The following is a 12,385-nucleotide window of genomic DNA, read 5'->3' on the forward strand; positions in this document are numbered from 1 at the left end:
CTCTAACCGCAGTGCTCTATCGGGCGCCAGCCATGGCACCGCATATCTACCCGATTATTCTCGATAGTGACGCCTTCAGCCCTTAGACGTGCACGCTGTTCGTCGCCTGAGGCGGTTCCGACGGGCAAACTGATTTTACCGCCGGCCCCCAGCACCCGGTGCCAGGGCAGGGAGGTGCCCTGAGGCAATTGACTCAACGTGCGTCCAACCCAGCGTGCGGCACGACCCAATCCGGCAAATTCAGCCAATTGTCCATAACTCACGACCTTGCCTTCCGGGACTTGATGGAGGGTCACGTAGAGCGCTCTACGCCGGACTTCGGCCGGCGTTAATTGAGCGGTGTCGTCCTGTTTTGGCGGGTGATCGGTCACGCGTTTATTCCTGTTGAAAGGCGCTTTAAGGCAGGGTTTGCGGAACTACAGCCCGTTTCATGGGTCTTTTGTTGCTCGTTGTCGTCCTGGAGATGATGCCCGATTTCCCTGTAAACCTGAGCCTTGACGTTGCTTATGCTGTCTAGAACCTTGCTGTGCATTGCTATCATCAGCACCTCCGTGCCTGTACTCGCCGATACCGTCTGGTTGAAAAATGGTGATCGGCTGACGGGGACCATTAGAGTCTTCGATGGCGGTAAGTTGTTGCTCCAGACCGAGTATGCCGGAGCGATCCCGCTGGACTGGAAACAGATCAAAACCCTGGAGAGTGATCAGAAGCTTCTGGTCAAACAGGACAAGTACCCTGGCGAAATCGCCAAGTCGTTGCAGCCGGCCGAGGATGGCAAGGTGACGCTGGCTAATGGTGAGGCGCCCAAGACTGTCGAGCTGGCCAGCATCCAACAGATCATGAAGCCCAAACCGGTGATCACGGATCTGGTCTGGAAAGGCAGCGTTGATGCAGCGCTGGATTTTCAGCGGGCGGAAAAGAACACCGACGATTACAACATCGCCTTCAAGACCTCGGCGCGTCACGGCGATTGGCGGCATAACGCCAAAGGCGAGTACAACCGCGAAACTCAGGACGGCCTCGTCAGTACGGATAACTGGAGCGCCGAGTACTCCATTGACCGTTTCTTCACCGAAAAATGGTTCTGGGATGGTCGTGTTACCTACAAACGCGACGATATAGAAAATTTGACCCGCCAACGTACAATCGGTACCGGTCCGGGCTATCAATTCTGGGATGACGAGCTGGGTGCATTCTCGCTGGGTTCGTTGCTTAACCGCACCGACTACGAATACGCCGACGGTCAGAAAGCCAATTTCTATTCCGCGGGTATGAAGTGGGATTACAACCGTTTCTTGATTGGCAAGAAAGTTGAATTCTTCACCAATGGTGAATTGAACAAATCACTCACGGGCGTTGCCAATTACAGTCTGGACAGTGAGATTGGGCTGCGTTACAAGGTCACCGAGTGGGCCTCGCTCAACCTGAAGGCTGAGAAAAACCTCATTAGCGGTTCTTCCGACGGGGATCTCGACAAGACCCGCTATACGGCTGGCTTTGGGGTGACGTGGTAAGCCTCCGATGAGGCTATCGCAGGGGCGCTTGCAACCAGGCGTTCCCCTGCGAACGGATCAGGGTCGCGTATGACTGACGCGATCTCCCTGATCAGCAATAAAACCTAGATCCGCAACCCGCCGTCCAACTCCAGGATACGACCGCTGTAGTAGTCGTTCTCCAGAATATACGCTGCCGAATGGGCGATCTCTTCAGGTTTGCCCATGCGCTTGAGCGGGATACCTGAGGTCATTTTTTCCAGCGCTTCAGGCTTCATGCCCAAGGTCATTTCGGTTTCGATGAAGCCTGGCGCAATGCCTGCGACGCGTATGCCATAGCGCGCCAGTTCCTTGGCCCAGGTCACGGTGGCGGCAGCGACACCGGCTTTGGCTGCCGAGTAGTTGGTCTGACCGACATTGCCAGCGCGGGAGATCGAGGAAATATTGATGATCGCGCCCTGATTCTTCAGTTCGATCATCTTTGCCGCTACTTCACGGGTGCACAGGAACACGCCGGTCAAGTTGACGTCGATGACAGCTTGCCACTGGGCGAGGGACATCTTGGTCATCTCGCCGTCCTTGACCCTTAGCAGCAGGCCGTCACGAAGAATCCCGGCGTTGTTGATCAGGCCGTGAATCGCGCCGAAGTCCTCAGCCACTTGAGCAACCATCTGCGTCACTTGTTCTTCGTTAGCGACGTTGCACAGGTAAGACCGTGCTTCCACGCCCAATGCCTTGCAAGCGGCGACCGCTAGATCAAGCTTTTCCTGGTTCAAGTCCACCAAGGCCAGCTTCGCGCCTTTGGCCGCGAGATATTCGGCCATCGAACGGCCCAAACCCTGGCAACCGCCAGTGATAATAATTATCTTGTCTTTCAAATGCATGCGCGTGCCCAATAAACAGTCGGTGGTTATCCTTACCAGATGACCCACACTCGCGGAGTCCGCGTTTGGAGTCGCCCTGGTGGCGCTGCAAAAATGCCGAGCGCCCGTCCGTTTTCGACGGATTCTATATAAGGAGTCATAAGATGAGCGTTAAAGCCGCTAAGCATGCCCGAGAATTGCTGCTCAAGGAATACCGGGGTGCGCTGTCCACGCACTCCAAGTCCATGCCCGGCTTCCCGTTCGGCTCTGTGGTGCCTTATTGCCTGGATGATCAGGGCAGGCCACTGATCCTGATCAGCCGCATCGCCCAGCACACGCATAACCTGCAAAAGGACCCCAAGTGCTCGTTGCTGGTGGGTGAGCGCAGTGCTGAAGATGTACAGGCGGTGGGCCGTGTCACCTTGCTGGCCGAGGCCGAGAAACTGACTGACAGCGCTGCCATTGAAGCAGCGGCCGAGCGCTATTACCGGTATTTCCCCGAATCGCAGAGCTATCACAGTGCCCACGACTTTGACTTCTGGGTGCTGGTCCCGGTGCGATATCGTTATATCGGCGGTTTTGGCGCGATTCACTGGCTCGATGAGGTCGCCCTGGCCAATCCGTTTGCTGGCGCAACGGAAACCGCAATGGTCGAACACATGAATAATGACCACACCACAGCCATCGCCCATTACGTAGCGCTGTCCGGTCTGCCGCAGACGCAGCCCGCTCAGATGGTCGGTATCGACAGCGAAGGTATGCATTTACGCATAGGGCAGGGTTTATACTGGCTGGCCTTTGCTCACCCCTGTAACACTCCGAAACAAGTCCGCGAAGCCTTGGTCCAGCTGGCCCATGCTGAAAAATGGCCGGCGAATGAAGCCCAAGAGGCTTGAATTCACGATTTGGCGACGTCACATAGGGTTTATTGGAAGTCATTCTTCCGTTGAGGAACTCATTTGATGCGCGTTTTTCTGTTGCTCTTTCTACTGTTTCCAGTGCTGGAGCTGTTTGTTCTGGTCAAGGTGGGTATGGCCATTGGCTTTTTACCGACCTTCTTGTTGGTGGTCGCCAGCTCCATGCTCGGTGTATTCATAATCCGGCTCGCAGGCTTTGCCACGGCGCTGCGTGCCCGCGAGAGCCTGGCACGCGGCGAGTTGCCTGCCCAGCAGATGCTGGAAGGTCTGATGGTCGCCGTCGGCGGTGGGTTACTGCTGCTGCCCGGCTTTATCAGTGACGTACTGGGGCTGATCTGCCTGCTGCCGTTCACCCGTAAGGTGCTGGTCAACACGCTGCGCAAGCGCGCTGAAGAGCAAGCGATCCGCCAGCGTGCGTTTGCCGATGACGTGCGAGCCGCGGGTGGCCCGGACCGTCCCGGTGCCGCACACCCCGGCAACCGTCAGCCTAACGTGATCGAAGGTGAGTTCGAGCATCGCGATCAGTAAGCTCTAGCCTGTACGCAACGGCCTGTGCGGGACCGTTCGGTGCCGCATACGTTTCAAAAGGCTGTACCTCTCTGCAAAAAAATTACACGCCAAGCCTTGTAATCACCTTGCTCGCCCTTATGTAAGGGTCACCGCAAGGTTTCTGGTGGATTCGCCAGACCGTATTCTGCGGTTCGCTCGTCGAACCGTAACCGGCAACGCCGGATGTTCTAACCCGCCGGTGCAGTCACCGGACGTTCAAAACCATAATTAGGAGATCGACAATGAAGCTTCGTCCTCTGCATGACCGCGTCGTAATCCGTCGCAGCGAAGAAGAATCGAAAACTGCTGGCGGTATCGTTCTGCCGGGTTCGGCTGCTGAAAAGCCAAACCGTGGCGAGATCCTCGCTGTGGGTACCGGCCGCGTGCTGGACAACGGTGAAGTGCGTGCGCTGGCCGTAAAAGTAGGCGACAAAGTGGTGTTCGGCCCTTACTCCGGCAGCAACACTGTGAAAGTAGACGGCGAAGACCTGCTGGTGATGAGCGAGAACGAAATTCTCGCAGTCGTCGAAGCCTGAGTATTTCCCGCGAATTTCCGTTACTACCCAGTATTTAAGGAATAACGATCATGGCTGCAAAAGAAGTTAAATTCGGCGACTCCGCCCGTAAAAAAATGCTCACCGGTGTCAACGTCCTGGCTGACGCAGTTAAAGCGACTCTCGGGCCTAAAGGCCGTAACGTCATTATCGAAAAAAGCTTTGGCGCTCCGCTGATCACCAAAGACGGCGTTTCCGTTGCAAAAGAAATCGAACTGAAAGACCGTTTCGAAAACATGGGCGCGCAGCTGGTTAAAGACGTTGCTTCCCGTGCAAACGATGACGCAGGCGACGGCACCACCACCGCTACCGTTCTGGCTCAATCGATCGTCAACGAAGGCCTGAAAGCCGTCGCTGCCGGCATGAACCCGATGGACCTGAAGCGCGGCATCGACAAAGCGACCATCGCTATCGTTGCTCAGCTCAAGCTGCTGTCCAAGCCTTGCACCGACACCAAGGCCATTGCTCAGGTGGGTACCATCTCCGCCAACTCCGATAGCTCCATCGGCGACATCATTGCCGAAGCTATGGAAAAAGTGACCAAAGACGGCGTTATCACCGTTGAAGAAGGCACTGGCCTGGAAAACGAATTGTCTGTTGTTGAAGGCATGCAGTTCGACCGTGGCTACCTGTCCCCGTACTTCATCAACAAGCCAGACACCATGGTTGCCGAGCTGGACGGTCCGCTGATCCTGCTGGTCGACAAAAAAATCTCCAACATCCGCGAAATGCTGCCAGTTCTGGAAGCAGTGGCCAAAGCTGGCCGTCCGCTGTTGATCGTTGCTGAAGACGTTGAAGGCGAAGCCCTGGCGACTCTGGTTGTGAACAACATGCGCGGTATCGTGAAAGTTGCAGCCGTCAAAGCCCCTGGCTTTGGTGATCGTCGCAAGGCCATGCTGCAGGACATCGCTGTTCTGACTGGCGGTACCGTTATCTCCGAAGAGATCGGCCTGAGCCTGGAAACCACTACCCTGGAACACCTGGGTAATGCCAAGCGCGTTGTGCTGAACAAAGAAAACACCACCATCATTGATGGTGCTGGCGTTCGTGCCGATATCGACTCGCGTATCGCTCAGATCCGCACGCAAGTAGCAGACACCACGTCTGACTACGACAAAGAAAAACTGCAAGAGCGTCTGGCCAAGTTGTCCGGCGGCGTTGCAGTAATCAAAGTCGGCGCCGGTTCCGAAGTTGAAATGAAAGAGAAGAAAGCCCGCGTTGAAGACGCCCTGCACGCAACCCGTGCAGCCGTTGAAGAAGGCGTGGTACCTGGCGGTGGCGTGGCACTGGTTCGCTCCCTGCAAGCAATCGCTGGCCTGAAAGGCGACAACGCTGATCAGGACGTCGGTATCGCTCTGCTGCGTCGCGCTGTAGAAGCTCCACTGCGTCAGATCGTTTCCAACTCCGGCGACGAGCCAAGCGTAGTTGTCGACAAGGTCAAGCAGGGTTCGGGTAACTTCGGTTACAACGCTGCTACTGGCGAATACGGCGACATGATCGAAATGGGCATCCTTGACCCGGCTAAAGTGACTCGCTCTGCTCTGCAAGCGGCGTCCTCCATCGCCAGCCTGATGATCACTACCGAAGCGATGATCGCTGAAGTAGTTGACGACAAGGCTGCTGGCGGCGGCATGCCGGACATGGGCGGCATGGGTGGTATGGGCGGCATGATGTAAGCCAGCTTTACCCCTCCCATAAAAAACCCCGCCTTGTGCGGGGTTTTTTTATGTCTGTCGAACCTGACGGTTACCAAGGTCTTGCGGGATCAGGCTTGCCGGGTAAACCGGCGAACCTGATCCACCTTACAGAATCAGGCTTGACCGGCCTCAGCCACTAGCGGTTGACTCACCGCGACCTTTTTCGGGGCCCGGTACAGCACGGCGTAATACGAGCCCAGGCAAATCAGCCAGCAGAACACCGCTGTCCAGACGTTGTGAGAGAAGAAGTGCGCGCCCTGCAACATTCGGCCAATCGAGAAAATCGTGCCCAGGCTGAAGGCAAATACCAGTGCGGCTCGTGCCATGCGAGGACGGCGATCACGCAAGGCGAAGAACAGTGCGAACAGGGTAAAGCCGGTCGCAGCATGACCGCCGGGCCAGCAGCGCCCAGGTTTGTCGGTCGCAGGACGAGGGCTTAGCAACTCGCTGTAGGTTTCCTGGCCGCCGAACTCAGTCAGGCTCCATGGGCATTGCACCGAGGTGACGACTTTGATGGGTGTCACGAAGCTGGTGGACAGCGCCATGGACAGCACCAGACAACCCAGTTCACGACGCCACGGCTTCAGGCGCTGCACAAAAAAAGCGCCTGCAAAGGCCGCGAGGGCACAAAGACTGAGCAGAATCACGGCCTGCTTGGCGCGATCGTGAAGGATGTCTTCGAGAAAGTAACTGTGCCGACCTATAAAGCCCCCCGTTTCCGGGTTATAGGCTAGTTTGGCGATATCCATATCCAGGGAGGTCAGTTCCAGCAGAATTAGAACGACCGCTGTAATCAGTGGAATACCCAAACCCACCCAAAGATTGAGTGGGCGAGAGTAAGGTCGGGCAGAAAGAGACGGCATGACAGATCCTGAGCGTGTAGATAAAAGCCCCAGACCCATCAGCCTGGAGCGTGGTTATTGCTGGGTACTCACCGCGGACGAGTCCTGAGACGGTTTCCACCCCAACAATTGATGTTTGAAGCCATAGCTTGCGGTTTGGTAATAGGTAATACCTCGCAGTATCAGCGGGTCGGTAGCGGTTGCACTGGACTCACGACTCTCCTGCAGCGCCTGATCATGGCGGCGCATCCCTTTGCGCGGGCTGAGAATGGCCAGATCCTTGCCATCAAACAAGCCCAGGTGTTGATAATTTCCGACCACGACTCGGGCGGGGAGTGAATTTTCCTGGAGCAAGTTACGACCAAAGAACGTCGATTGGTAACCCTGATTCAACAGCCCTAGCAACGTGGGGGCCAGGTCGATCTGGCTGGCCAGTTGCGACGACTCGCGGGCTTCTATCAGCTTGGGCGAATAGATAAACAGCGGAATCTGATAATTGGTGATCGGCAGGTCTTCGATGCCCGCGCTCCCAGCAGTGTGGTCCGCGACAAATACGAAGATGGTGTTATCAAACCACGGCTTTTGCCGGGCTTCACTGAGGAACTGACCGATGGCGTAATCGGTGTACTTCACCGCACCGTCGCGACCGTTGCCCGATTTGATATCGATCCGGCCTTCAGGGTAGGTATAAGGGCGATGATTGGAGGTGGTCATCAGTTGCAGCAAAAAGGGCTTCTGCTTGGCGAAGTCGGCATCAGCCAGGTTCAGCGTTTGTCGGTACAGGTCCTCATCGGCCATGCCCCATGCGTTCTTGAAGTGGATCTGCGCCTCATCGACACTGCTCTGATCGACAACTCGATAGCCGTTACCGCTGAAGAACGCATTCATGTTGTCGAAGTAACCGCGCCCCCCGTAGACGAACACGCTGTCGTAGCCAATGGCCGAGAGCTGTTGCCCGAGGCTTGCGAAGCCGCTTTCACGGCCCACACGTTTGACGATCGAGCGCCCCGGCGTCGGCGGAATCGACAGGGTAATGGCTTCCAGTCCCCGGTCAGTTCGGGTGCCGGTGGCGTAGAAGTTATTGAAGTACAGGCTTTGCTTGCGCAGTTGATCGAGGTTGGGCGTGAGGTTGCGCTTATCGCCATTGCTGCCCAGGTATTTGGCGCTCAGGCTTTCGATCGTGACCAGAATGATATTGGGCTGACGCGGCGTGCCTGGATTGACGATCATGCGTCGGATATCCAGTGGGTCGGTGCCGATAAACTGCGCATTCGGTTCGCTGAGTTCGGCCCGCATCTGTTTGGCGATCTGATCGACCGGCAAGCTGCTGTAGAACTGCTGATAATCCAGATCGTTGTTCCTGAATGCGGCGAAGAACTGGTACGGACCGTTACTGGCCAACTCGTGCTGGTAGGCGTTGCCACCTTGACCTCGAGGGCTGTCCTGATCGACCAGTTGCAGGCTCAGGCCGGCGACTGCGATCAGGCAAAAGGCCCCGACCAGACGCTTGCGCATTGTCGGTAATGGAGCATTGAGCGCACGTTTGAGTGGCGTGTGCAGGGCAACGCTCAGGCCAATGGCAATCAGCGCGAGGATGCCCAGTAACGTGCCAATAGGGTAAGACTCAAGCAGGTTGTTCAACACTTCATCGGAGTACACCAGATAGTCGACCGCGATGAAGTTGAAGCGCACACCAAACTCGTCCCAGAACAGCCATTCTGCAACGGCGGTAAAGAGCATGATGAAAATACTGACGCTCAGTACGCCCTGGAGAAACCAGCGGTGTCCACGTGACCGCCAGAGCGCGGGAGGGCAGAACAACAGGTACAGGCCCAGAGGCAGCGCGGCGTAGGCGAGAAAGCTCAGGTCATAGAGCAGGCCGATCCCAAAGATCGACAACGGGTTGCTACCGGCCTCATTCAGATGGCTGATCAGCAAAACGGACCGTGTTAACAGGAAGACCGCAAACCAGGTAGTGGTGAGTAGAAGCAAATAGCGCAGTGGCGCCGATAGGGTAAACCGCATTGTTAATTCCTTGTAGCAATGGCCAAAGTTTGACCGCGACACTGTAATGCGGTTGTGAACCGATAGTGAAAAAATCGTTAAGTAGGTGTGAACCTGCGACCATGTCTCTTTTCTGGCTCGGCCCGGCTGACTGTTAGATCTGGTCGAGCGCGTCACTTCGCCTTAAGCTGCGCCAGTTTCAAAGGCCTTAACAGCATACAGAGAGAGTGCTTCATGCGAATTCTGCTGGTTGAAGACAACCGCGACATCCTGGCGAACCTGGCGGATTACCTGGGTTTGAAGGGCTATACCGTCGACTGCGCGCAGGATGGGCTTTCCGGTTTGCACCTGGCGGCCACCGAGCATTATGACCTGATCGTGCTGGATATCATGCTGCCCGGCATTGATGGCTATACCTTGTGCAAGCGTCTGCGCGAGGATGCCCGACGCGATACCCCGGTGATTATGCTGACTGCGCGCGATCAACTGGACGACCGGCTACAGGGCTTCCGCTCCGGTGCCGACGATTACCTGCTCAAGCCCTTCGCCCTGTCCGAACTCGCCGCGCGAATCGAAGCGGTATTGCGTCGGACCCAAGGTGGCGGCCGTCGCACCTTGCAGGTCGCCGACCTGATTTACGACCTAGACACCCTGGAAGTGACGCGTGAAGGGCGCCTGCTCAAACTCAACCCTGTCGGCCTCAAACTGCTAGCGGTGCTGATGCAGAAAAGCCCGCATGTGCTGCGTCGGGAGATTCTTGAAGAGGCTTTGTGGGGCGACGATTGCCCGGACAGCGACAGCCTGCGCAGCCATGTGCATCAATTGCGCCAGGTGATCGACAAGCCGTTTGCCAAGCCGCTGCTGCAAACGGTGCATGGCGTGGGGTACCGATTGGCCGAGGGCCGTGATGGAGTTTAAACAGAGCCTTGCCCAGCGGATCATCATCGCCTTTGCGCTGATGAGCGCATTGGTGGCGGGGTCGTTCGCCCTGGGGATCGTGGCGACCGTCCATGTGGTCGAAGAAAAGCTGATCTCCGCAGGCCTTGGGGGCGACCTCAACCGCTTGCTGTTGATGGACAGCGTCAGCGACTGGAGCCATCGCCCTGAGCCAGACCAGTTGTTCTATTTCAGCAACGGTCGTGGCGATTTCGAGTTGCCCAAAGATTTACGGCATCTGGACCCAGGGTTTCACGAAGTGTTTCGCAATGACCTTTCTTACCACGCCATGGTGGAAATCGTCGACGGGCGCCGTTACGTGCTGTTGCAGGATCAGAGCGATTTTGAAGAGCGTGAACGGGTGCTGTTCGCCGTGGCGCTGGTGGGGTTCGTGCTGGCGCTGGCGCTGGCGGTGTTCCTGGGCTGGATATTGGCACGTAAAGTAATGGCGCCTGTGGTCAGGCTGGCCCGGCAGGTTCGGCACCGCGACCAACTGCTGGGGCTGGCACCGCCCCTGGCGCCAGACTATGCCGCCGATGAAGTGGGCGAGCTGGCAGTGGCCTTCGATGCGACGTTGGGGCGTTTGCGTCAGGCCCTTACGCGTGAGCGCTTGTTCACCAGTGACGTCAGCCATGAGCTGCGTACGCCGTTGATGGTGCTCGCGAGCTCCTGCGAGCTGCTCCTGGAAAACCCGGCCCTCGATCAGCGCGCGCGTGCTCAGGTCGAGCGCATTGCCCGGGCCTGTGAGGAAATGCGCGATCTGGTGCAGACCTTCCTCATGTTGGCGCGTACTCAGCGTGAGGATGCTGGTATGGCGCCGAAGGTCTCCCTTGATGCCGTGGCTGAGCAATTGATCTCTTTGTGGCGCGAGCCCATTGAAAGTAAGGGGCTGACGCTGCTATTCGAGCCGGGTCAGCCTTCGACGACCTGCTACAACGCTACCTTCCTTCATGCGGTGATGGGCAACTTGCTGCGCAACGCATTGCATTACACCGACCAAGGGTTTATCCGGCTTACGCTGGAAGCTGAAGGCTTTGTGGTTGAGGACAGCGGCGTCGGGATTCCCGAGGAAAAACGTGAAGCCATGTTCCAGCCGTTCGTGCGCGGCAACGAGCAACGAGGCGAAGGCTTGGGCTTGGGGCTTTCACTGGTCCAGCGGATCTGTGAAAACCAGGGCTGGAGCGTCAGTCTGAGCAACATGGAGCCCAATGGCTGTCGTTTTCGCGTTGATCTGAAGATGGCGCCACGCTGAGTTCTGCAGGCTGCGGCCCAATGCCACCATTGGGTGCTCGCAATGCCTTGTAATATTTTCGCCCGTCAAGGGACGAAAATTTCACATGAGCACGACCTGAAGATGACAGGGTACGCGCTAACGTTGCCTGCATCGGCTTGAGGCCGCAGCGCTGGATTAATCAAGCATGCTCGAACATATTTGCAAAAACACGGGAACAGTTTCGCCCGCAGACTGTCCCACGTTGGCTTTGCTGTCTGTGTGAGCCCAGCGGGTGAGGCTGAGTTTTTTATTGCGCAAGAGGTAACAGGATGGCGGTGGACTTTGTAGCAGAACCGAATGTTGCAGCTCAGGATCGTTTCGCGTACTTCTGGAGCTTGCGAGGTGAGTGGGTTGAAGAACCCAATCTTCGTCGCGGTGGCGAAAGTGGTGTGCAACGTGTGATGTCTGCCAACGGAGAGCTGCTCTACATCAAACGTCAGACCGGCCATATCTATCGCAGTTGGTTACACCCTTTTGGTCGGCCCACAGTGTTGCGTGAGCGCGATGCACTGGACGGGTTGCGGCAGCTCAATGTGGGCGTGCCGGCGTTGGTTTACGCAGGCGCCGAGCGCGACTCGAACAAGCAGTGGCGCGCCTTGCTGGTGACAGCGGCGCTCGACGGTTTTGATGAAATCGATAACTGGTATGCCGCCGGTGGACGCGAGCGATACGGCGAAGCGTTGCACGAACGGATGCTTCAAGAGATTGCGCTCAATCTGGCGCGCATGCATCTGGGACGCTGGCAGCACAGCTGCTTGTACAGCAAGCATGTTTTTGTGCGGGTCACGGGTGAGGGGGCTGACGCTAATGTCGAGGTCGCGCTGCTGGATCTCGAGAAGTGCCGACGTCGCTGGACCGCCAACAGTGCCGCGCAACATGACATGAAACAACTGCGTCGCCATTCGTCGTTCAGTGCAACGGATTGGCAGAAACTCGTCTACTTTTACGAGACAGCGTTTGGCAGCGCTATCAAAGGCTTACACTAATGAAGCTCGAAATAGCCCGAGGTTTGTTTTTGGTGGGGGCTTTAGGGATCGCATCCTTGGCGCTGACGCTGTGGGAGCAACCTGGGCCCAGGATATTGAGTGCACAACATGGTGAGGATCGATGCCTCTTGCCACGTGTGGCCAAGGTGCAGGAGTCGATGAGGCCCGATCATGATCTATTACTGTTGATATATGGCTTGGCTCAAGGGATGAAACAAGAAAATTGAAAACCTTCGTCAACTAAAAGGCTCCGTTTTTACGGAGCCTTTTG

General features: G+C 56.7%; 13 protein-coding genes. 9 read left to right on the forward strand and 4 right to left on the reverse strand.

Features of this window, described 5'->3' with window-relative positions:
• Positions 1–2: 2 nt before the first annotated feature.
• Positions 3–371 carry an MGMT family protein gene (locus AC1MEA_RS11640; RefSeq protein ID WP_480917886.1) on the reverse strand — a complete coding sequence of 123 codons (369 nt, stop codon included), beginning with the start codon at positions 369–371 and terminating at the stop codon, positions 3–5.
• A gap of 135 nt (positions 372–506) precedes the next feature.
• On the opposite strand from AC1MEA_RS11640, the gene AC1MEA_RS11645 reads away from it, so the two are divergent.
• Positions 507–1,514, forward strand: coding sequence for a DUF481 domain-containing protein (locus AC1MEA_RS11645; RefSeq protein ID WP_480917888.1), 1,008 nt, complete (start codon positions 507–509; stop codon positions 1,512–1,514).
• A gap of 104 nt (positions 1,515–1,618) precedes the next feature.
• On the opposite strand, the gene AC1MEA_RS11650 is transcribed toward AC1MEA_RS11645, so the two are convergent.
• On the reverse strand, positions 1,619–2,377 hold the full coding sequence (locus tag AC1MEA_RS11650; RefSeq protein WP_480917889.1) for an SDR family oxidoreductase: 759 nt from the start codon (positions 2,375–2,377) through the stop codon (positions 1,619–1,621).
• A gap of 143 nt (positions 2,378–2,520) precedes the next feature.
• Between AC1MEA_RS11650 and AC1MEA_RS11655 the strand changes: the two genes are divergently transcribed.
• The 4 genes from AC1MEA_RS11655 to groL all read left to right on the forward strand — a co-directional run bounded on the left by AC1MEA_RS11655 (position 2,521) and on the right by groL (position 6,052).
• Positions 2,521–3,252 carry a HugZ family pyridoxamine 5'-phosphate oxidase gene (locus tag AC1MEA_RS11655; RefSeq protein ID WP_219062233.1) on the forward strand — a complete coding sequence of 244 codons (732 nt, stop codon included), beginning with the start codon at positions 2,521–2,523 and terminating at the stop codon, positions 3,250–3,252.
• Positions 3,253–3,318: 66 nt separating this feature from the next.
• Entirely contained in the window at positions 3,319–3,801 is a 483-nt protein-coding gene (locus AC1MEA_RS11660; protein ID WP_449635011.1) for an FxsA family protein, read from the forward strand.
• A 263-nt stretch (positions 3,802–4,064) separates the two neighbouring features.
• Positions 4,065–4,358 carry a co-chaperone GroES gene (locus tag AC1MEA_RS11665; RefSeq protein WP_020292988.1) on the forward strand — a complete coding sequence of 98 codons (294 nt, stop codon included), beginning with the start codon at positions 4,065–4,067 and terminating at the stop codon, positions 4,356–4,358.
• Between the two features lie 50 nt (positions 4,359–4,408).
• Complete coding sequence (gene groL, locus AC1MEA_RS11670; protein WP_219062231.1) at positions 4,409–6,052, forward strand: chaperonin GroEL; 1,644 nt, start codon at positions 4,409–4,411, stop codon at positions 6,050–6,052.
• 134 nt (positions 6,053–6,186) lie between these two features.
• Here the strand turns inward: groL and AC1MEA_RS11675 are convergent, their stop codons facing one another.
• Together AC1MEA_RS11675 and AC1MEA_RS11680 are read right to left on the reverse strand one after the other, a co-directional pair.
• On the reverse strand, positions 6,187–6,936 hold the full coding sequence (locus AC1MEA_RS11675) for a phosphatase PAP2 family protein (protein WP_480917892.1): 750 nt from the start codon (positions 6,934–6,936) through the stop codon (positions 6,187–6,189).
• Positions 6,937–6,990: 54 nt separating this feature from the next.
• Positions 6,991–8,940 carry an LTA synthase family protein gene (locus AC1MEA_RS11680; protein ID WP_480917894.1) on the reverse strand — a complete coding sequence of 650 codons (1,950 nt, stop codon included), beginning with the start codon at positions 8,938–8,940 and terminating at the stop codon, positions 6,991–6,993.
• Positions 8,941–9,153: 213 nt separating this feature from the next.
• Here AC1MEA_RS11680 and colR point away from each other — a divergent pair, with 213 nt between their 5' ends.
• The 4 genes from colR (at position 9,154) to AC1MEA_RS11700 (ending at position 12,341) form a co-directional block, all read left to right on the forward strand.
• Positions 9,154–9,837, forward strand: coding sequence for a two-component system response regulator ColR (gene colR, locus AC1MEA_RS11685; RefSeq protein WP_219062228.1), 684 nt, complete (start codon positions 9,154–9,156; stop codon positions 9,835–9,837).
• Positions 9,827–11,107: a sensor histidine kinase gene (locus AC1MEA_RS11690; protein WP_449635008.1), complete on the forward strand. Its 1,281-nt coding sequence runs from the start codon at positions 9,827–9,829 to the stop codon at positions 11,105–11,107. Before colR ends, AC1MEA_RS11690 begins: the two co-directional genes overlap by 11 nt.
• A 290-nt stretch (positions 11,108–11,397) precedes the next feature.
• A complete protein-coding gene (locus tag AC1MEA_RS11695) occupies positions 11,398–12,114 on the forward strand; it encodes a lipopolysaccharide kinase InaA family protein (RefSeq protein ID WP_449635007.1) in 717 nt (238 codons plus the stop codon).
• A complete protein-coding gene (locus AC1MEA_RS11700) occupies positions 12,114–12,341 on the forward strand; it encodes a hypothetical protein (RefSeq protein ID WP_480917897.1) in 228 nt (75 codons plus the stop codon). The genes AC1MEA_RS11695 and AC1MEA_RS11700 overlap by 1 nt, the downstream gene beginning before the upstream one ends.
• Positions 12,342–12,385: the final 44 nt, after the last annotated feature.

This window comes from Pseudomonas sp. ASL8 (assembly GCF_056680355.1).